This window comes from Streptomyces atratus (assembly GCF_014648655.1).
Lineage (GTDB): Bacteria > Actinomycetota > Actinomycetes > Streptomycetales > Streptomycetaceae > Streptomyces > Streptomyces atratus.
The window spans coordinates 1-20,507 of record NZ_BMRN01000051.1; the positions used below are offsets into that span (position 1 = coordinate 1).

Below are 20,507 nucleotides of genomic sequence, written 5' to 3' on the forward strand. Positions count from 1 at the left end.
GCCGATGGTACTGCAGGGGGGACCCTGTGGGAGAGTAGGACGCCGCCGAACTCCTTTTACGGGAAAGCCCCGTGCCCTTGTGGCACGGGGCTTTTCTGCGTTCTGAGCGTCTAGGCTCGAACCATGCGCTACGAACTGGTCATCTTCGACAACGACGGTGTGCTCGTGGACAGCGAGCCGATCTCCAACACCATCCTGGCCGAGTACCTCACGGAGCTCGGTCACCCCACCTCGTACCAGGAGTGTCTTCGCGACTACATGGGGGCTGCCGTGCACCGGGTGCACGATCTCGTCGAGGAGAGGACCGGGGAGAAGCTGCCCGCGGACTTCGACGAGACGCTTCACTCACGGGTCTTCGCTGCGTTCCAGCAGGAGCTGGAGCCGGTGGCGGGTGTCGACGATGTGCTGGGGAAGCTTGTCGCCGACGGGGTCGCCTACTGCGTCGCGTCCTCCAGCAACCATGAGCGGATCAGGGTCGGGCATCGCAAGACCGGGCTCGACCAGTGGTTCGAGGAGGAGTGGATCTTCAGCGCGGAGGATGTAGGGCACGGAAAGCCGGCGCCCGATCTGTTCCTCCGCGCCGCCGAGCGGATGGGCGTACCCCCCGAGCGGTGCGTCGTCATCGAGGACAGCCCGCTCGGAGTGGAGGCGGCCAGGGCCGCAGGGATGGATGTGTACGGGTTTACGTCGATGATGCCGGCGGACCGGCTCGCCGGGGTGACCGGGCACTTCTCCGACATGAGTCAACTGCGGGAATTGCTCGCCTGATCCATCTACCCATGGGTAGAGACTGGCCCTACGCTCGCGGCCATGGCAGATGCTCGTTTGCGGCACGGCAGGGCCTCCCTCGCGTTGAGCTTCTTCGTGCAGGGAGTCACCTTTGCTCTGCTCGTGACGCGGATTCCCGCCATCCAGGACCGGTACGGGATATCCGACGGGCTGTTGCCGTTGTTCCTGGCCGCGGTGCCGATCCTGGCCGGGGTGGGCAGCGTGGTCACCGAGAAGGTGGTCGCGCGGGTGTGGCCCGGGGGCGTACTGAGGTGGGCGCAGCCCGTTGTGCTGCTTGCGCTGCTCGGTGTCGGGGCCGGTAACGCGTTGTGGGAGGCGGCCCTGGCGCTCGGTGTGTTCGGGGTTGCCGTCGGGGCGCTCGATGCCTCCATGAACATGATGGGGGTCAGCCTTCAGCGGGCGTACGGGCGTTCCATCATGCTCGGGTTCCATGCCGCGTACAGCCTGGGCGGGATCGCCGGGGCGTCCATGGCGTGGGCCGGGGCGCATTGGGATCTCTCGCTGCCGGCCTCGTACCTGCCGGCGGTTGTTGTGCTGCTGCCCGTCGCGTTCATCGGGAGCCGGTGGTATGTCGACGGCGCGTCGGTGGAGAGCCCGGGAGAGGCGCAGGGGAAGGGGGCCGCTTCGGTCCCCTTCAAGTTGCTGATGCCGCTCTGTCTGGTGATGAGCTTCGCCTACATCGGGGACTCGACGGTGTCCAACTGGAGCGCCAAGTATCTTCAGGACGTGCTGGGAAGCTCGGAGCAGCTGTCGACCGTTCCGTACAACGTCTACATGGTGACGACGCTGCTGGGGCGGGCTGTCGGGGACTTCGGGGTGCGGCGGTTCGGGGCTGTGGTCGTGGTGCGGTTCGGGAGTGTGCTGGCTGCTGCCGGGTTCGGTGTGGTGGCGGTGGCCGGTGGGGCGTGGGTCGGGATGCTCGGGTTCACCCTGCTGGGGCTCGGGCTGTGCGTGATCGTGCCGCAGACGTTCGCCGCTGCCGGGCGGATGTTCCCCGGGGTGAGTGATACGGCCATCGCGCGGCTGAACGTCTTCAATTACGTGGGATTCCTGGTGGGGTCGCCGCTGGTGGGGGCGCTGGGGGACGCCTGGAGCTATCGGGGGGCGATGCTCGTGCCGATGGTGTTGGTGCTCGCGACGCTCGTGTACGCCAAGTCGTTCGGCGCGGAGCCTGCCCGATACGGTGGCGGGCATGAGCGGCCGCACACAGTTGATGTGGGATGACGCAGTAACGGGATACGACTTCGGGGAAAGCCATCCGATGGACCCCGTCAGACTCGCCCTGACGATGGGGCTGGTGCGGGCGTTCGGACTGGACCGTGCGGTGGATGTGGTGGCGGCCAAGCCCGCCGGGGAGTCCACGCTGCGGCTGGTGCACCGCGAGGACTACGTGGCCGCCGTACGCGCCGCCTCGGTGGATCCGAAGCGCGCCGACCAGAACTACGGTCTCGGGACTGTGGACGATCCCGCGTTCGCGGGGATGCATGAGGTGTCGGCGCTGATTGCCGGGCAGTCGGTGGGGGCAGCCGAGGCGGTGTGGCGCGGTGACACCGCGCATGCCGTGAACTTCGCGGGCGGGCTGCATCACGCCATGCCGGGCGGTGCGGCGGGGTTCTGCATCTACAACGATCCGGCGCTCGCCATCGCGCGGCTGCTGGAGCTGGGTGCCGAGCGGGTCGCGTACATCGATGTGGATGTGCACCACGGGGACGGGGTGCAGGCGGCCTTCTGGGAGGATCCGCGGGTCCTGACCGTGTCGCTGCACGAGCACCCGCGCACGCTCTTCCCGCAGACCGGCTGGCCGGAGGAGACCGGCTCCGGCGTGGGTGAGGGCAGTGCGGTGAATGTGGCGCTGCCGGCCGGTACGGGGGACGCGGGATGGCTGCGGGCGTTCCACGCTGTGGTGCCGGAGCTGTTGGCGGACTTCCGGCCGCAGGTGCTGGTGAGTCAGCACGGGGCCGATACGCATTTCGAGGATCCCCTCGCTCATTTCGCGGTGTCGTTGGACGCGCAGCGAGTGGTGATGACGGCCTGTCACGAACTCGCCCATGAGTACGCGGAGGGCGGGCGCTGGGTGGCGCTCGGCGGGGGCGGATATGCGGTGGTCGATGTGGTGCCGCGGTCCTGGACACATCTGGTGGGGATCGCCGCGCATGCGCCGGTGGACCCGGAGTCGGTGATTCCGTCCTCGTGGCGGGACGAGGTCTATGCCAGGACGCGGCAGCTGGGGCCGGCCCGGATGACGGACGGGCGTACTCCTTCCTGGAAGTCGTGGGAGGAGGGGTACGACCCCGCGGACCGGCTCGATCAGGCGGTGCTGGCGACCAGGCGGGCGGCGTTCCCGTTGCGGGGACTGCTGGCCTGAGGCAGGCGGGGACGGTCGAGGTGTGGCCGTTTCCGTGCGGCGGTGAGGAATGGTTACGCCAATTGTGGGGTGCAACCGGGCTTCTGGCCCCCCGTCCGGGTGATTCGGGGAGCATCGGTGGGGTGTTGAGCACCGGAGCGCTGCGTGCGCATCTGCTGGCGGCCCGGCTGGCCGGGCCCGTGGCCACGCCGAGGGAGGTGAGTCTGCAGAGCTATCGGCTCTTCGCGGCCCGCGACCCGCGGGTGATGCTCGGCCTCGACCCCGAGCGGGGCTGGAAAGAGCCCGACCTTCTCCGTCTCATGGCCGACAAGTGCGGGGTGTCGGACGATCCAGCTCATGTCTCGGGCCCTGATGTGATCGATCCGGAGCGGACCCTGGCAGGTCTGGATGCCTTTGCCGTGCGGCTGTCGTACGCCGCGGTCCGGCGGGCGCCGGTGCTGTTCGGAACCGGTCATCCGCACCGGCTGCTCGGCTTCTACGCAGAGCTGGCAGACGCCATGTCGGCGGCCGGGTGCCCCGTACTCACCCCCGCGCAGGGGAGATGTATCGACATAACGGCCCGGTTCGGAGTACGCACGTACAGCCTCGACTACGTACGAGGTGTTGCGATGGTGCGCGAAACCGGAGCGCGGGCTCCTGGTGGTGACACCGGCGCACACACCCATTCGCCGTTGCCGGTCCGGGTAGCTCTGGAGGCGGCCGCGGAAGGTTGCGGGCGGCTGCCGGAGCTGGTCGTAGGGGACCACGGATGGGTCTGCGGGGCAGGTCAGCTGGGCATCGAGGCGATCGGACTCGCGGATACGGACGATCCGGCGCTGTTCGTCGGGGAGGCCGAGGGGCGGGTGTCGGTCGCCGTTCCGCTCGACGATGCCGTGCGGTCCGCCTACTACCGGCCGCTCACTCGCTATGTACTCAATCGGGCGTGTCTGTCACAGTAGGCGGCCGATCGTCTCTCCTCTTCCCCACTCGCATCACGCGCCCCTAATCTGGGGAGTGAGCGCACAACGACGAAGAGTCACCGGAGGGGAAGCCGGTGCGCGTCTCGTGCGGAAGGTACAGGTGGGTCATGGCTGCTGGCAGCGAGAGGCCTCTGAACGAGGTCAAGTTTCTGACTGTGGCGGAAGTCGCCTCGGTCATGAGGGTGTCGAAGATGACGGTGTACCGATTGGTGCACAGCGGTCATCTGCCGGCGATCCGGGTGGGAAGGTCCTTCCGGGTTCCGGAGCAAGCGGTTCACGAGTATCTCCGCGAGTCCTTTGTGGGGGTGGAGTCCGCCTGAGGTTCACCTCGGATTACGCCCCTCACGCGGTGGCGGGTAGGCTAGGCCGACGTAGGTCGTGTGGGCCCAGACGCCCCGCACCAGTGAAGAAGAAGTGAGCGAGGGTAGTCGTGGGCTCTGTTATCAAGAAGCGGCGCAAGCGGATGGCCAAGAAGAAGCACCGCAAGCTGCTCAAGCGCACGCGCGTTCAGCGTCGCAACAAGAAGTAAGCGAACGCAGTTCGTGAATCCGCAGCCCTCCCGCCGACATGGCGGGAGGGCTGCGGTGCGTTGTGGGGCGGCACGTACGCGCATTCGGGCCAAAGACTTGGTGGAAGGCCGCCGTGCGGTCATCACAGGGCAACATCCACCCGCTACGGTGACGGCCAGGGGAAACCTTTCGACGGAAGGCGCTGATCTTGGGGAAGGTCGTGCTGGTCACGGGAGCGGCCCGGCAACTGGGCGGCCGATTCGTGCGGCGCATCCAGCGTGATCCGGAAGTGGACCGGGTGATCGCCGTGGACGCGGTCGCGCCCGGACACCAGTTGGGCGACGCCGACTTCGTCCGCGCGGACATCCGCCAGCCCGCGATCGCCAGAGTCCTTGCGGAGCACTCCGTCGACACGGTCGTCCATCTGGACGTATCCGCCAAGACGGTCGGCACGGGTGGCCGGACGGCGGTCAAGGAGACCAACGTCATCGGCACCATGCAGCTGCTCGGTGCCTGCCAGAAGGCGCCGAGCGTGCGACGGCTGGTGATCAAATCCAGTACGAATGTGTACGGCTCCGCGCCTCGCGATCCTGCGGTCTTCACCGAGACCACCCCGCCCAAGTCCCTGCCGAGCGGGGGCTTCGCCAAGGACGTGGTGGAGGTCGAGGGGTACGTACGGGGCTTCGCGCGCCGTCGGCCGGACGTCGCCGTGTGCGTGCTCAGGTTCGCGAACATCCTGGGGCCGGAGGCGGATTCGCCGCTCGCCGACTATCTGTCGCTGCCCGTGCTGCCGACGGTGTTCGGATACGACCCGAGGCTCCAGTTCGTGCACGAGGACGATGTCGTCGACGTACTGGGAATCGCCTCGCGAGAGCCGAGGCGCGGGACGCTGAACAGCGGCACCTTCAACATTGCCGGGGACGGCGTGCTGCTGCTCTCGCAGTGCTCGCGGCGGCTGGGGCGGCCGACCATGCCGCTGCTGCTGCCCGCCGTCACCTGGGTCGGCCAGGCGCTGCGTACGGTCGGCATGACGGACTTCTCGCCGGAGCAGATCCGGCTGCTCACCCACGGCCGGGTGGTCTCCACCGTCCAGATGCGCGAGACCCTGGGCTTCCACCCGCAGTTCAGTACCGCGGAGACGTTCGCGGAGTTCGCGCGCAGCCAGGGGCCAGGACTGCTGCCGCCGGAGGCGGTGGGCAGGGCGGTCGACCGACTGGCCGCCATGCCGTTCGCCGGGGCGGCCGGCGAGGTTTTGGGGATCATCGGGGCGGGCGACACACACCCGACCCCCAGCGCCAGGTAGAGGAGCGCACCGACGATGGCGGATGCCAAGGTCATTCCGTTCGACGACGACCGTTCGCGGTCGGGCGGCTCGCCGCGCTCTGCGCGACGCCGGTCCGCAGGGGGCGGCAGTCGGGGCCAGGGGCCCTCGGCGGCCTCCGTGGTCGGTACTGCGGCCGTCAGCGCCCTTCCGGGGCAGCAGGACGCCTCGCTGCCGCAGGAGGAGCCCCAGCAGGCCGGGCAGCCGCCGGAGGGGGCCGAGCGCGGTGGCTGGGACCGGCGGATCGCCGGAGGGCTCGCGTTCCTGCGGCGACGGGTCACCGGTGAGTACGACGTCGACGATTTCGGGTACGACAAGGAGCTGACCGATCAGGTCCTGATGTCGATGCTGCGGCCGATGTACGAGAAGTACTTCCGGGTCGAGGTGAAGGGCATTGAGAACATCCCGTCCGACGGCGGGGCGCTCATCGTGTCCAACCACTCGGGGACGCTGCCGCTCGACGGGCTGATGCTCCAGGTCGCCGTGCACGACAACCATCCGGCGGGACGGCATCTGCGGCTGCTCGCCGCCGATCTCGTCTTCATGCTGCCGGTGGTCAACGAGCTTGCCCGTAAGGCCGGGCACACGCTTGCCTGTGCGGAGGACGCGGAGCGGCTGCTGCGGCGGGGCGAGGTCGTCGGAGTGATGCCGGAAGGCTTCAAGGGCATCGGCAAGCCGTTCGGCGAGCGGTACAAGCTGCAGCGCTTCGGGCGGGGCGGCTTTGTCTCCACGGCATTGCGGGCCGGGGTGCCGATCGTTCCGTGCTCGATCGTGGGGGCGGAGGAGATCTACCCGATGATCGGCAACTCGAAGACGCTGGCGCGGCTGCTGGGGTTTCCGTATTTCCCGATCACGCCGACGTTTCCCTGGCTGGGGCCGCTCGGGGCGGTGCCGTTGCCGACGAAGTGGACGATCCAGTTCGGGGAGCCGATCCCCACGAGTGGGTATCCGGTGGAGGCGGCGGAGGATCCGATGCTGATGTTCAATCTGACGGATCAGGTGCGGGAGCAGATTCAGCACACGCTGTACAAGTTGTTGGTGCAGCGGAGGTCGGTGTTCTTCTGAGGGGTGCGCGCGAGGAGTGCCGGGGGCGTCCGGTGGGCGCCATGTCCTCAGTCGCCGGACGGGCTCGATGGTGCCGAATGCCCGTCCGGCGACTGAGGGTTGCGCTAGTCGTTCGGGTCCTCGCCGTTGACTCCCAGGCCAGGGAGCAGGCCGGGGAGGAGCGGGGGCAGCGTTACGTCCGGGGTGGGCGGTGGGCTGGTCCGGCCGTCGGTGGACGGGGTGGTGCCCGGGGGCGGGGTACCGAGGAGGCCGTCCGTGCCGCCGGTGATCAGGCTGTCGGACGGGGTGCTGCCGGAGTCGGACGGTTGGGGCGAGGCACTGTCGCCCGTACGGCCCTGTGAGGCCTCCGGTGACGAGGGCGAGGACCGGTCCGCATGGGACGGTCCCGTGCCCTGCTCCGTTTCGTCCGACTGCTGGGAACCGCTGCGCCTGTCCGGGGTGCGGGGCAGCAGCGACTGCAGCGGTTCGACCTCTTCGTCTATGGCGTCGAAGACCGAGCTGACCTGGTCGCCGACATCGGTCAGCTGTACGGGCAGCCGGTCGCGCAGGCTGCTCCAGCTGTCGCGGTGCGAGCGGGAGAAGGACTCCAGGGTCTGGATCGGGCCGATGGCGCCGTTCCGTTGGTAGGCGGAGTGGAGCAGACGGTGGCCCTCGGTGGCATCGTCCGTCATGCCGTTGAGCGTGCGCCTGACCTCGCCGAGCTGTTCGTGGTCCAGATCGCCGGAGCGGGCGCGCTCCATCAGCCGGCGGGCTTCGCTGAGCCGGGTCGATGCCTGGTCGAGGTAGACCTCGCCGCGGTCGGCATCGCCGCTGGCCATGCCGAGGTGGATGTCTTCCATGCCGCGCTTGAGCCCGTACAGCGAATCACCCGGCAGGGCGTCGGAGCTGGCAGCGGCCACTCCGCCGAAGGCTCCCGCCGCCACACCGACGGTGAGTCCGCCGGCCGCGAGGCCCTTCGTCCAGCGTGAGCGCGGACGCAATTTCCGGAGCGGGGAGGCCCGGTGGGCCCCCTTGGTCCGTTGCTCGGGCACCGTAGGGCCCGCGGACGCTTCGCCCTCGGCGAACATGGCTTCCATGGCGGCGACGAGCTGGGCTCGCTGCACCACTTTGACTTCGGGATCCAACTCCGGCCGCGGTAGCTCACCGAGGCCGTTCGCCAGGGCCAACAGCGTTCCGTGGTCGGCCGGTTCGGCCGGTTCCTCGGGCTGTACGGCCGCCGCACCGCGGAGCGACTGCTCCTCCAGGGCCTGGGCGAAGGCGTTCGCCCGCCGGTGTGCCGAAACGTTTGCGATCACTGGCGGCACCTCCTCTCGTCATGACGGTCGACTCCCCTGGGGGTCCGGATGGTTGCACACCTTGAGCGCTTCCACACGAAAGAGTGAGTGTCGGCGGACTTGGGGTGACGACAGGGGGCCTGTAACCGGCACAACGAGGGGCGCGGCACTTGGGTTACGCACGAAGGATGATCGGACCAGTGCGTGGCGAACATATCGCCGAGAGTCATTCGGCCGGGAGTGGGGTCAGCGGACATCGTCCGGAAGGAGCCGGGCCAGGGTGCGGACGGCGCGGTACTGGAGGGTCTTGATCGCGCCCTCGTTCTTGCCCATGACCCGGGCGGTCTCGGCGACCGAGAGGCCCTGCAGGAAACGCAGGGTCACGCACTCCTGCTGCTGGGGGTTGAGCCGGCGCACGGCCTGCAGCAGTGCGGCGTTGGAGAGAGACTCCAGGACGGAGTCCTCCGGGCTGCGCTCGACCTCGTTGGCATCGAGCATTTCGCCGGTGGTCACCTCCAGCCGGAAGCGGCTGGACTTGAAGTGGTCGGCGACCAGGTTGCGGGCGATCGTGACCAGCCAGGCACCGAAGTCGCGGCCCTGCCAGGTGAACGTGGAGATGCGGCGCAGGGCGCGCAGGAAGGTCTCACTCGTGAGGTCCTCCGCCGTCGCCTTGCCGCCCACGCGGTAGTAGATGTAGCGGTAGACGGTGTCGCTGTACTGGTCGTAGAGGCGGCCGAAGGCGTCAGCCTCGCCGGCCTGTGCGCGCTCGACGAGATCCATCATGCGCGCGCTGTCGCTGTCGGCGGTGGGCCGGCGAACGGTGGACGTAGTAGTTGCGCCGCGGTTGCTGCGTCTTCCGACCGCCGCACCGCGTTCGGCCAGGGCGTAGCAAGGGCCGACAGGTGCAGGGGTGGCAAATGCGGGTACGGCGTACGCGGTGGGGACGAAGCCGCGCAAGCGGTCGGCGACCGTTGCGCGCAGCGTAGCCAGGCCCGAGGCGTCAACCCCGACGTGTGGGTACACGGGACTCCCAGAGGCAGAGCTTCCATCACGTTCAGTGCGGAACCGTCACTCGTCGTAGTGAGTGGTGGGTTCCGGAATGCGTCTGAGGAGAATAACGCTTCGTACAGGCAGTGCTACACCCAGTTGCTAAAATCACCGATTACGTCGTTTCTGTAGCGACTAATCGATGCATCAAGTAGCACATCGTGACCGGTTATTGATCGGATTACTTCGTGATCTGCCTGCGGGTACGACGGGTTGTGGTCGGGCGCGAGCAATCCGACTGGCGGGAGCGGTCGCTGGGTAAGGGGTCCCGATCGGCGGCGGGCGTCCGGGCGTGGCTCGGCGGCCCGCGGCGGGATCCGGCGGGGGCGCGAACGGGTGTGCGTCAGCGGCGGCGGCGGTGCAGGGCGACGGCGGCCGCGGTGCCGCCTGCGAGGGCGCCCACGCCGGCCGCGGCCGGGATGCCGACCTTGGCCGCCTTGCGGCCCGTCCGGTAGTCCCGCAGCCGCCAGTCGAGTGCGCGGGCGTGCTTGCGGAGCTTGGCGTCCGGGTTGATCGCGTACGGGTGTCCGACCAGGGACAGCATCGGGATGTCGTTGTGCGAATCGCTGTACGCCGCACAGCGGTCGAGGTCCAGACCCTCGGCCGCCGCCAGGGCGCGGACCGCCTCGGCCTTCGCGGGGCCGTGCAGCGGCTCGCCGACCAGACGGCCGGTGTAGACGCCGTCGACGGATTCGGCGACCGTGCCGAGTGCGCCGGTCAGGCCGAGGCGGCGGGCGATGATCGTGGCGGTCTCCACCGGGGCGGCGGTGACCAGCCAGACCCGCTGTCCGGCGTCGAGGTGGGCCTGGGCGAGTGCGCGGGTGCCGGGCCAGATCCGGTCGGCCATGTACTCGTCGTAGATCTCCTCGCCGATGGACATCAGCTCGGAGACGCGGTGGCCCTTGACGATGGACAGGGCGCTGTCGCGGGCGTCCTGCATGTGTTCCGGGTCCTCGACGCCGGCCAGCCTGAACCAGGCCTGCTGCCAGGCGAACCTGGTCAGCTCGCGGCGCTGGAAGAACTTCCGCTTGTACAGGCCGCGGCCGAAGTGGAAGATTGCCGCGCCCTGCATCACGGTGTTGTCCAGGTCGAAGAAGGCGGCGGCCCGGTCGTCACCGACGACCGGGAAGGGCGGTTCCTCGGTCGCGGTGAGGACAGAGGTGTCCTGGTCGGTGGCGGAGGACTGATCGTCGGGGAGGGAGGACTTCCGCGCTGCCTCAGCTGCTGCCTCGCCTGCCAGCACGCTCCGTGCTGTTGCGGGGCGCCTACGGGGTGTGAGCCATCCAAGAGCGGCCATGCCGTGAGCATAGCCAGTCGGTTCGGCCCTTCCCGACCTGCTGGGATGCCGTGCCGTGAACTCTCGGCTGCCGATTTGTTAAACGGGCGATTCGGGGCGTTTCGGATCAAAGGGGGAAGTGACTCCCTTCCGGGGCGGAGGGGTGGTCTCTTTCCGGCGCAGAATGAAGGCATGAGTGCCCTGCTGCGACGTACGAAGAAGAAGCCCGCGGACCGGGTGGTGACCCTGGTCGGGAAACCCGGATGTCACCTCTGCGACGACGCGAGGGCGGTGGTGCGGGAGGTCTGTATGGAGACCGGTGCGTCCTGGGAGGAGAAGGACATCACCCAGGACGAGGGGCTGCACCGGGAGTACTGGGAGCAGATCCCGGTTGTCCTGATTGATAACGAACAGCACACGTTCTGGAGGGTGGACCCGGCGAGGCTGCGCAACGCACTGCGTTCGTGAGGAAACGCGGTTACCATCGTGGGCGTTTTGAGTGCTCTCGGGGGAGTGGTTGTGAGGAGTGTGTGCGGCTTTGCCCCCTTCGGGCCTGCAACGGGTTGATGCGATCCTTGGTTCCGGGATCGCACGACGAATGTGCGTGACCCCGGTCACTTTGACCGGACAAAACGGACACCATCTTTGTGCACGCGTTCACAAAGACATAGCCTGCATTCGACGGGGCGGCCTTGGGACATACGGCCGCCTGCAGCCCCGCTCATCCCGCAGGAGCACCGTGGCAACTGGCCGAAATCACCGACCGGCGACCCGTAGCCGAGGAATTCCCGAGGCCACCGTCGCCCGACTTCCGCTGTACCTTCGCGCACTGACCGCGCTCTCCGAGCGCTCGGTTCCCACGGTCTCGTCCGAGGAGCTCGCCGCGGCGGCGGGGGTCAACTCTGCCAAGCTGCGCAAGGACTTCAGCTACCTCGGGTCCTACGGGACGCGTGGTGTCGGGTACGACGTCGAGTATCTCGTCTACCAGATCTCCCGCGAACTCGGGCTCACCCAGGACTGGCCGGTCGTGATCGTCGGTATCGGTAACCTCGGTGCCGCGCTCGCCAACTACGGCGGCTTCGCCTCCCGTGGTTTCCGGGTCGCCGCACTGATCGACGCCGACCCCGCGATGGCCGGAACGCCTGTCGCCGGGATCCCCGTGCAGCACGCCGACGAACTGGAGAAGATCGTCGGCGACAACGGCGTGTCGATCGGTGTCATCTCGACCCCGGCCGGTGCCGCTCAGCAGGTCTGTGACCGGCTCGTCGCCGCGGGCGTCACCTCCATCCTGAACTTCGCGCCGACGGTGCTCTCCGTGCCCGACGGCGTCGACGTGCGCAAGGTCGACCTGTCCATCGAGCTTCAGATCCTCGCCTTCCATGAGCAGCGCAAGGCCGGCGAGGATGCCACCGAGAGCAGCCCGGACCAGGCCGCGCCGCCTGTGCGCGCGGCCGTCGGCGGCCGGAAGGGACCTGACGGGGACATGCCCGCCGTGATGCCGGCATGAGTCTTCTTGTCGTAGGGCTGAGCCACCGCAGCGCCCCCGTCTCCGTGCTGGAGCGGGCCTCGCTGGCTGCCGAGACGCAGGCCAAGCTCCTCCAGGACACCCTCGCCGCGGAGCCCGCGGCCGAGGCCACCGTGCTGGCGACCTGCAACCGCATCGAGCTGTACGCCGACGTGGACAAGTTCCACGCGGGCGTCGCCGAGCTGTCCACGCTCCTCGCCCAGCACAGCGGCGTCGGGCTGGACGAGCTCACTCCGTATCTCTATGTGCACTACGAGGACCGGGCCGTCCACCACCTCTTCTCGGTGGCCTGCGGGCTGGACTCGATGGTCGTCGGCGAGGGCCAGATCCTCGGCCAGATCAAGGACGCGCTGGCGCTGGGGCAGGAGCTCCACACCGCCGGCCGGCTGCTGAACGACCTGTTCCAGCAGGCCCTGCGGGTCGGCAAGCGTGCCCACAGCGAGACCGGGATCGACCGGGCCGGACAGTCGCTCGTCACCTTCGGTCTCGAACAGCTCGCGGCCGGTGCGGATGTCGCCGACTGGGCCAGGGGCAAGCGTGCCCTGGTGATCGGCGCAGGCTCGATGTCCTCGCTGGCCGCCGCCACGCTGGCCCGTACCGGCGTCGCCGAGATCGTCGTCGCCAACCGGACCCGGGCCCGCGCCGACCGGCTCGTCGAGATCCTGGGCCAGCCCGGCGGTACGGGAGTGGCCGCTCACGCCGTGGAGATGGCCGCGGTCTCCGACGAACTGACACGTGCCGATGTCGTCGTCTCGTGCACCGGCGCCACGGGTCTCGTGCTGACCGCCGAGGCCGTCGCCGGAGCGCTCGGCCTGACCTTCGCCCCCGCGCACGAGGCTCCCGCCGCGTCCGTTCCCGCGCCGCCCGCCGACCCCGACCGGCACGCCGCCTGGGTGGAGAACGGCAGCGCCGGTACGGTGCGCCAGGCCGTCCGCCGGGCCACCGTGCCCGCCCAGGGCGCCGGCCCCGTCCGCCTCGCCCTGCTCGACCTGGCCATGCCGCGCGACATCGACGGAGCCACCGCCCGTCTCGACGGTGTGCGCCTCGTCGACATCGAGTCGCTCGCCGAGGCGTCCGCGGACGCCCCGATGGCCGCCGATGTGGATCAGGTGCGCACCATCGTCGCCGACGAGGTCGCCGCCTTCGGCGCCGCCCAGCGCGCCGCCCACATCACCCCGACCGTCGTCGCCCTGCGCACGATGGCCGCCGGAGTGGTCGCGGGCGAGATCGCGCGGCTCGACGGACGCCTCCCCGACCTGGACGAGAAGCAGCGCGCCGAGATCACGCAGACCGTGCGCCGCGTCGTCGACAAGCTCCTGCACGCGCCCACCGTGCGGGTCAAGCAGCTCGCCAGCGAGCCCGGCGGCGCCGGGTACGCCGATGCGCTGCGGGAACTCTTCGACCTCGACCCGCAGACGGTCGCCGCCGTCTCCCGGGCAGACCTGAACGACCCGAATCGAGGGCGGTCATGACCGACAACTCACCCCTGGGCGCGGGGGCCACCAAGCCGCTGCGGCTGGGGACCCGGCGCAGCAAGCTCGCCATGGCGCAGTCCGGCCTCATCGCCGACGCGGTCAGCGAGGTGACCGGGCGCGCCGTCGAGCTCGTCGAGATCACCACGTACGGCGACACCTCCCGGGAGCACCTCTCGCAGATCGGCGGCACCGGTGTGTTCGTCGCGGCGCTGCGCGACGCGCTGCTGCGCGGCGAGGTGGACTTCGCCGTCCACTCGCTCAAGGACCTGCCGACCGCCCAGCCCGAGGGCCTCGTGCTGGCCGCCGTACCGGTGCGCGAGGATCCGCGCGACGTACTGGTGGCGCGGGACGGACTGACCTTCGAGCAGTTGCCGTCCGGTGCCCGCGTGGGCACCGGCTCGCCGCGCCGCATGGCGCAGCTCAACGCGTACGCCCGTAACCACGGCCTCGACTTCGAGACCGTGCCGATCCGGGGGAACGTCGATACGCGTATCGGATTTGTACGAAGCGGGGAGCTGGACGCGGTGGTACTCGCCGCGGCCGGACTCAGCCGCCTCGGCCGGATCGGTGAGGTGACCGACTTCCTGTCGGTCGACACCGTCCTGCCCGCTCCCGGCCAGGGAGCACTGGCGATCGAATGCGCTGCGACCAGCGCAGACCTCGCCGCCGCGCTCGCCGAGCTCGACGACCCGTACACCCGGGCCGCCGTGACCGCCGAGCGTGCCCTGCTCGCCGCCCTGGAGGCCGGTTGCTCCGCACCTGTGGGTGCGCTGGCCGACCTCCTGGTCGACGGACAGGCTGTCAATGAACTGCGCCTGCGCGGTGTCGTCGGTTCCACCGACGGTTCCTCGCTGGTACAGATGTCCACCACCGGTCCCGTTCCCACGTCGCACGACGACGCGGCGGCCCTCGGTCGCGAACTCGCGTCCGAGATGCTCGCCAAGGGTGCGGCCGGTCTTATGGGGGAGCGAGCACTTTGAGCCCCACCGGCCCCGCCGTATCCGACTTTCCGGCCCTGTCCGCACAAGGGCACGTCACCTTCCTCGGCGCCGGTCCCGGCGACCCGGGACTGCTGACTCTGCGCGCTGTCGAGGCGCTCGCGAGCGCGGACGTCCTTGTCGCCGAGCCGGACGTTCTCGGCTTCGTTCGCTGCCATGCGCGGGCAGGCGTAAGCGCGCCTGAGCTGACGGTTGTTGACGCACAGTCAACAGCCGCCGGTGTTCCCGTTCTCAGGGATGCGGCCAATCTTGTCATGGAGGCAGCGAAGGGCGGCAGGCGGGTCGTCCGTGCCGTCTCGGGCGACCCGGGACTGGACGGGAACGCCGGCGCCGAGATGCTCGCCTGCGCCACCGCCGGTATCCCCTTCGAGGTCGTACCGGGTGTCGCCAACGTCGTGGGCGTGCCCGCGTACGCCGGTGTGCCGCTGCGTGACGCGCAGGGTGCCGACGTCCGGTTCGTCGACGCCCGCACCGCCTCGGAACGGTGCTGGACCGAGGTCGGCGCGAGCGATGCCACGGCCGTCGTCTCGACGACCCTCGACTCGGTGGCCTCGGCCGCCGGTGAGCTGGTCTCGGCGGGCCGTAAGCCCGACACCCCGCTGACCGTGACGGTGGCGGGTACGACCACCCGCCAGCGCACCTGGACGGCGACCCTTGGCACGATCGCCCAGGTCCTGAAGCAGGCGAAGGTCCTCCCGTCACCGGACGGGCATCAGCCCGTCATAGCCGTGGTCGGTGAGCGCAGCTCCGCCGCCCAGCGCGACCAGCTCGCGTGGTTCGAGTCCAAGCCGCTGTTCGGCTGGAAGGTGCTCGTCCCGCGTACCAAGGAGCAGGCGGCGTCGCTCTCCGACCAGCTTCGTTCGTACGGTGCCGTGCCGCACGAGGTCCCGACGATCGCCGTCGAGCCGCCCCGTACGCCCCAGCAGATGGAGCGAGCGGTCAAGGGCCTGGTCACGGGCCGCTACGAGTGGATCGCCTTCACCAGCGTCAATGCCGTGAAGGCCGTCCGGGAGAAGTTCGAGGAGTACGGGCTCGACGCCCGTGCCTTTGCCGGGATCAAGGTCGCGGCCGTCGGCGAGCAGACCGCTGCCGCGCTCGTCGACTTCGGTGTGAAGCCGGACCTGGTGCCGTCCGGTGAGCAGTCCGCCGCCGGTCTGCTGGAGGACTGGCCGCCGTACGACCCGGTCTTCGACCCGATCGACCGCGTCTTCCTGCCGCGCGCCGACATCGCCACCGAGACGCTGGTGGCCGGGCTCATCGAGCTGGGCTGGGAGGTCGACGACGTCACCGCGTACCGCACGGTCCGCGCCTCGCCGCCGCCCTCCGACACGCGTGAGGCCATCAAGGGCGGCGGTTTCGACGCGGTGCTCTTCACCTCGTCGTCGACCGTACGGAACCTCGTCGGCATCGCTGGCAAGCCGCACAACGTGACGGTCATCGCGTGTATCGGCCCGGCGACGGCCAAGACCGCCGAGGAGCACGGCCTGCGCGTCGACGTTCTGTCGCCGGAGCCTTCGGTGCACAAGCTGGCCGAGGCCCTCGCCGAGTTCGGTGCGCAGCGCCGGGAGGCGGCGAAGGTGGCCGGTGACCCGGTGACGCGGCCGAGCGAGCGGCGTCCGGGTGCGCGGCGGCGTCGTACGACGACCTGATCGGCCCGGTTGACGGTGCCAGGGGTCCGGCTGCTTCGGCGGCCGGGCCCCTGACCGTTTCCGGGCCGCTTTCCCGGCACAGGTGTCGGTAAGACGGTGATGTGTACGGGTCTAGTCTCGAAGCATGACTGTGTACGGAAACTTCCCCGGCTCCCGCCCCCGGCGGCTGCGGACGACCCCGGCGATGCGGCGCATGGTCGCCGAGACACGGCTCGACCCGGCGAATCTGATCCTGCCCGCGTTCGTGCGCGAGGGCATCGACGCGCCCGTCGCCATCTCGGCCATGCCCGGCGTCCAGCAGCACACCCTGGACACTCTGCGCAAGGCCGCCGTCGAGGCGGTCTCGGCCGGGGTCTCCGGGATCATGCTCTTCGGTGTTCCCACGGACGAGAAGAAGGACGCCCGGGGCACGGCGGGCACGGACCCGGGCGGCATTCTCCAGGTCGGTCTGCGTGCGGTGCGCGAGGAGGTCGGTGACGATCTCGTCGTCATGTCGGACCTGTGCCTGGACGAGTACACCGACCACGGCCACTGCGGCGTCCTGACCGCCGACGGCCGTGTCGACAACGACGCGACGCTGGAGCGCTACGCCGAGATGGCCCAGGTCCAGGCCGACGCGGGCGCCCACGTGGTCGGCCCCAGCGGCATGATGGACGGCCAGGTCGGCGTCGTCCGCGACGCGCTCGACCGGACGGGCCATGAGGACGTCTCGATCCTCGCCTACACGGCGAAGTACTCGTCGGCGTTCTACGGGCCGTTCCGCGAGGCCGTCGGCTCCTCGCTCAAGGGCGACCGCAAGACGTACCAGCAGGACCCGGCGAACGCCCGTGAGTCCCTGCGCGAGCTGGCGCTCGACCTCGAGGAGGGCGCCGACATGGTCATGGTCAAGCCGGCCGGACCGTACCTCGACATCCTCGCCAAGGTCGCCGACTCGGTGGACGTGCCGGTCGCCGCGTACCAGATCAGCGGTGAGTACGCGATGATCGAGGCCGCCGCCGAGAAGGGCTGGATCGACCGGGACGCGGCGATCATGGAGAGCCTGACCGGGATCCGGCGCGCGGGTGCGCAGATGATCCTGACGTACTGGGCGACGGAGGCCGCGCAGCGGCTGGGGCGCTGATCCAGTACGAGGCCTGAGGCCTGAGGCTTGGTGAGCCCCCGAGCCCCCGCTCGTCCCGACATCGGGACGGGCGGGGGCTCTTTTCGTTCAACCTCTTGACGGTCATCCGATGTATTTATAGCTTGCGGCGCGACAACCGCTGTAAAACTTGGAGAAGTTGGGCGTAGAGGTTGGATGCCTGACTTCGATGCGAGTCAACCCGACTCGACTATCGATGAGGAGTGCCTATGCGCACCGTCCCGGATTCGAGTCACCGACCACACGCCCCGGTCCCAGCGCTGACCGCGGTTCTGGCCACAGCCGCGCTGGGCATCGGGATGGCGGTGGTGCCCGCCGTGCCGGCCGCCGCGAGCGCCGGGGCCGAGGGGGGCATCACCTTCCATGTCGCGCCCGACGGCAGTGACAGGGCCAAGGGCTCGGCGACCAGGCCGTTCCGAACGCTGGAAAGGGCACAGAAGGCCGTCCGCGCGTCGCTGGGCAGGGGCGCGCGGGAGAGGAGGCCGGTCGATGTCGTGGTGCACGGTGGTACGTACCGGCTGCGGTCCACGCTGAACTTCACCACCGCCGACTCCGGTACGGCCAAGGCCCCCGTCCGGTACCTCGCGGCGCCCGGTGAGCGTGTCGTCATCAGCGGCGGCCGTCCGCTCGCGCCCCGCTGGAGGTCCTACTCCGGTTCGGTCAAGGTCGCGGACATCGGAGCCGGCCTCGACTTCGACGGCCTCTTCGCCGACGGGCAGCGCCAGACGCTCGCCCGCTACCCCGACTACGATCCGGGCACCGCGATCCTCGGCGGGTACGCGCCCGACGCCATCTCCCCGGAGCGCGTGGCCCGTTGGAAGAATCCGACGACGGCGCTGGTACGCGGTCTGCACGACGGCATGTGGGGCGGCAACTCCTTCAAGGTCACCGGCGTGAAGGCGGACGGCACACCCGAGCTGGCCTGGGTCGGCGACAACAACCGGGGAAGCGGGCTGCATGACACGTACCGCATGGTCGAGAACGTCTTCGAGGAACTCGACGCCCCCGGCGAGTGGTTCTACGACAAGCCTGCCGGAAAGCTCTACTTCTATCCCCCCGCCGGAGTCGATCCCGGCCGGGCCCGCATCGAGACGGCCGAGCGGAACGAGCTGATCAGGGTGGAGGGCAGCGGGCCGCGCGACGCCGTGCGCCATCTGACCTTCTCCGGCTTCACCTTCACCGGGACCCACCGCACGCTCTTCAACACGCCCTACGAGAAGCTCCAGCTCGGCGACTGGGCTCTGGCGCGAGCGGCGGCCGTCCATCTGAAGAACACCGAGAACGTCTCCGTACGCGCCTCGCGCTTCGACCAGCTCGGCGGCAACGCGCTCCTGATCGACGGATACAACAGCCGGGATGTCGTCTCGGGCAACGAGTTCAGCCACTCGGGGGCGTCCGACGTCGCGGTCATCGGTAATCCCGACGCGGTCCGTGAGCCGTCCACCTGGGACAACATGCGCAGGACCATCAGCGACACCCGGCCCGGACCCAAGACCGAGAACTACCCGCGCGACATCAGCATCCGCGACAACCTCATGCATGACAACGGACAGTTCGAGAAGCAGTCCTCCGGTGTGCAGATATCGATGAGCCGCCGTGTCACGGTCGACGGCAACACCCTGCATGACGGTCCCCGCGCCTGTGTCGACATCAACGACGGCACCTGGGGCGGTCACCTCATCGAGAACAACGACATCTTCAACTGCGTCAAGGAGACCTCCGACCACGGGCCCTTCAACTCCTGGGGCCGGGACCGCTTCTGGCCGCTGAACGCCGACGACGCGACGAAGAAGTCGTACGCGAAGCTGGACGCGATGGAGACCACGGTCATCCGGCACAACCGGATCAGGCACTCATCGCACTGGGACATAGACCTCGACGACGGCAGCTCGAACTACCTCATCGAGGACAATCTGCTGCTCAACGGCGGGGTCAAGCTTCGCGAGGGCTTCCACCGGACCGTACGCAACAACATCTTCGTCAACGGCGGCGCGCACTTCCATGTCTGGTTCGCGGACAGCGGCGACACCGTCGAGAAGAACGTCTTCGTCACCGACACCCCCTACAGCCTGATCCAGGTCGACATGGCCAGGAGCAGGCCCGTCATCAACGACAACCTGTTCTGGAACAACGGCAAGGCCGTCCAGGGCCTGGGCGACGGCTGGCGGGCGAACGGGCTGGACACCCGTTCGGTGATCGCCGACCCGAAGTTCACCGGCGCCTCCCCGTTCGACGATCCGGCCAAGCTCGACTACACCGTCCAGCCCGATTCGCCCGCCCTGGCCCTCGGCTTCCGCAACATCGCGATGGGCGGCTTCGGCAAGGCCGGATCCCCCACCCCACCGCCGCTGACCTGGCCTACGGAGACTCCTGAAACCGACACCCTCGACGCCCTTCCGGAACCGCTGCTGGGCGTGCCGGTCACCCGGATCTACTCCGACACGATCAAGTCCGCCACGGGACTGACCGACACCGACGGTCTGCACCTCGCTTCCGTGCCGAGCACATCGGAGGCGTACCGGCAGGGGCTGCGCGCCAATGACGTCATCCGGGAGATCGACGGCCGGCCGGTCACCGACCGCAACAGCTTCTGGCTCCCGTACAACCGGACCGCTCCCGGGGCCGATGCCGTGCTGAAGGTCTGGCGCAATCAGGCGTCCGTCGAGGTGACCCTGCGAAAGCCCACCGCGGTTCAGCAGATCAACAACACGTCCGGCGTCGTCTACACCGGCACCGGCTGGGACTGGAAGAACAGGTTCCGGGGCGGCGCGGGCGGCTGGGCCGACGACGTGCACGCCACCCAGAACAAGGGGGACTCCTTCGAGCTCGCCTTCAACGGGACCGCGATCGATCTCCTCACCCAGGTCAACACCGACGAGGGCGAGGTCGAACTCTTCATCGACGGCCGGTCCGTGGGCACGATCGACAACCACAACGCCACACGTGTCCATCAGAAGACCGTCTTCAGCGCGGCCGGGCTCGCTCCGGGTGCGCACACCATCAAAGGCGTGATGAAGACGGGCGACTACATGATTGTCGACAGCTTCAGAATCCAGTAGCGGGCACCGTCCGCACGGTCTTTCGTCCGGGTCGCGCGGGATCGCGCCCGAACGCGGG

General features: G+C 69.2%; 18 protein-coding genes. 15 read left to right on the forward strand and 3 right to left on the reverse strand.

Going from position 1 to position 20,507, the window contains the following annotated elements:
• Window positions 1-123 precede the first annotated feature (123 nt).
• From IEZ15_RS37695 to IEZ15_RS37730, 8 genes are all read left to right on the forward strand, one after another.
• A complete protein-coding gene (locus IEZ15_RS37695; protein ID WP_189281481.1) occupies window positions 124-768 on the forward strand; it encodes an HAD family hydrolase in 645 nt (214 codons plus the stop codon).
• Between the two features lie 42 nt (window positions 769-810).
• On the forward strand, window positions 811-2,013 hold the full coding sequence (locus tag IEZ15_RS37700) for an MFS transporter (RefSeq protein ID WP_189281483.1): 1,203 nt from the start codon (window positions 811-813) through the stop codon (window positions 2,011-2,013).
• The gene (locus IEZ15_RS37705; protein ID WP_189281485.1) at window positions 1,982-3,154 is read left to right on the forward strand and encodes an acetoin utilization protein AcuC; all 1,173 of its coding nucleotides are present in this window, start codon (window positions 1,982-1,984) and stop codon (window positions 3,152-3,154) included. The genes IEZ15_RS37700 and IEZ15_RS37705 overlap by 32 nt, the downstream gene beginning before the upstream one ends.
• Before the next feature lie 122 nt (window positions 3,155-3,276).
• A complete protein-coding gene (locus IEZ15_RS37710; RefSeq protein WP_189281486.1) occupies window positions 3,277-4,092 on the forward strand; it encodes a phosphatase in 816 nt (271 codons plus the stop codon).
• A 128-nt stretch (window positions 4,093-4,220) separates the two neighbouring features.
• Window positions 4,221-4,433 (forward strand): helix-turn-helix domain-containing protein, encoded by a 213-nt coding sequence (locus tag IEZ15_RS37715; RefSeq protein WP_014046653.1) that lies wholly within the window; start codon window positions 4,221-4,223, stop codon window positions 4,431-4,433.
• Between the two features lie 110 nt (window positions 4,434-4,543).
• Complete coding sequence (locus IEZ15_RS37720; protein WP_003948845.1) at window positions 4,544-4,642, forward strand: 30S ribosomal protein bS22; 99 nt, start codon at window positions 4,544-4,546, stop codon at window positions 4,640-4,642.
• Between the two features lie 188 nt (window positions 4,643-4,830).
• Window positions 4,831-5,925: an NAD-dependent epimerase/dehydratase family protein gene (locus tag IEZ15_RS37725; protein ID WP_189281488.1), complete on the forward strand. Its 1,095-nt coding sequence runs from the start codon at window positions 4,831-4,833 to the stop codon at window positions 5,923-5,925.
• A gap of 15 nt (window positions 5,926-5,940) precedes the next feature.
• Entirely contained in the window at window positions 5,941-7,008 is a 1,068-nt protein-coding gene (locus IEZ15_RS37730) for a lysophospholipid acyltransferase family protein (protein WP_189281490.1), read from the forward strand.
• A gap of 104 nt (window positions 7,009-7,112) precedes the next feature.
• Here IEZ15_RS37730 and IEZ15_RS37735 read toward each other — a convergent pair whose 3' ends face one another.
• The 3 genes from IEZ15_RS37735 to IEZ15_RS37745 all read right to left on the reverse strand — a co-directional run bounded on the left by IEZ15_RS37735 (window position 7,113) and on the right by IEZ15_RS37745 (window position 10,626).
• Complete coding sequence (locus IEZ15_RS37735; protein WP_189281492.1) at window positions 7,113-8,303, reverse strand: DUF5667 domain-containing protein; 1,191 nt, start codon at window positions 8,301-8,303, stop codon at window positions 7,113-7,115.
• A 225-nt stretch (window positions 8,304-8,528) separates the two neighbouring features.
• On the reverse strand, window positions 8,529-9,305 hold the full coding sequence (locus IEZ15_RS37740) for an ECF subfamily RNA polymerase sigma factor, BldN family (protein WP_114245171.1): 777 nt from the start codon (window positions 9,303-9,305) through the stop codon (window positions 8,529-8,531).
• A 367-nt stretch (window positions 9,306-9,672) separates the two neighbouring features.
• Window positions 9,673-10,626 carry an HAD family hydrolase gene (locus IEZ15_RS37745; RefSeq protein WP_189281494.1) on the reverse strand — a complete coding sequence of 318 codons (954 nt, stop codon included), beginning with the start codon at window positions 10,624-10,626 and terminating at the stop codon, window positions 9,673-9,675.
• A gap of 171 nt (window positions 10,627-10,797) precedes the next feature.
• Between IEZ15_RS37745 and IEZ15_RS37750 the strand changes: the two genes are divergently transcribed.
• The 7 genes from IEZ15_RS37750 to IEZ15_RS37780 all read left to right on the forward strand — a co-directional run bounded on the left by IEZ15_RS37750 (window position 10,798) and on the right by IEZ15_RS37780 (window position 20,449).
• Complete coding sequence (locus tag IEZ15_RS37750) at window positions 10,798-11,073, forward strand: glutaredoxin family protein (RefSeq protein WP_189281496.1); 276 nt, start codon at window positions 10,798-10,800, stop codon at window positions 11,071-11,073.
• 271 nt (window positions 11,074-11,344) lie between these two features.
• Window positions 11,345-12,112, forward strand: a complete 768-nt coding sequence (locus tag IEZ15_RS37755) for a redox-sensing transcriptional repressor Rex (RefSeq protein WP_114245168.1) — start codon at window positions 11,345-11,347, stop codon at window positions 12,110-12,112.
• Window positions 12,109-13,602, forward strand: a complete 1,494-nt coding sequence (locus IEZ15_RS37760; RefSeq protein ID WP_189281498.1) for a glutamyl-tRNA reductase — start codon at window positions 12,109-12,111, stop codon at window positions 13,600-13,602. Before IEZ15_RS37755 ends, IEZ15_RS37760 begins: the two co-directional genes overlap by 4 nt.
• Window positions 13,599-14,585, forward strand: coding sequence for a hydroxymethylbilane synthase (gene hemC / locus IEZ15_RS37765; RefSeq protein ID WP_189281500.1), 987 nt, complete (start codon window positions 13,599-13,601; stop codon window positions 14,583-14,585). The genes IEZ15_RS37760 and hemC overlap by 4 nt, the downstream gene beginning before the upstream one ends.
• Window positions 14,582-16,252 carry a bifunctional uroporphyrinogen-III C-methyltransferase/uroporphyrinogen-III synthase gene (locus IEZ15_RS37770; RefSeq protein ID WP_189281502.1) on the forward strand — a complete coding sequence of 557 codons (1,671 nt, stop codon included), beginning with the start codon at window positions 14,582-14,584 and terminating at the stop codon, window positions 16,250-16,252. Before hemC ends, IEZ15_RS37770 begins: the two co-directional genes overlap by 4 nt.
• 124 nt (window positions 16,253-16,376) lie before the next feature.
• A complete protein-coding gene (hemB, locus tag IEZ15_RS37775; protein ID WP_189281504.1) occupies window positions 16,377-17,372 on the forward strand; it encodes a porphobilinogen synthase in 996 nt (331 codons plus the stop codon).
• A gap of 227 nt (window positions 17,373-17,599) precedes the next feature.
• On the forward strand, window positions 17,600-20,449 hold the full coding sequence (locus tag IEZ15_RS37780) for a right-handed parallel beta-helix repeat-containing protein (protein ID WP_229846384.1): 2,850 nt from the start codon (window positions 17,600-17,602) through the stop codon (window positions 20,447-20,449).
• Window positions 20,450-20,507 lie beyond the last annotated feature (58 nt).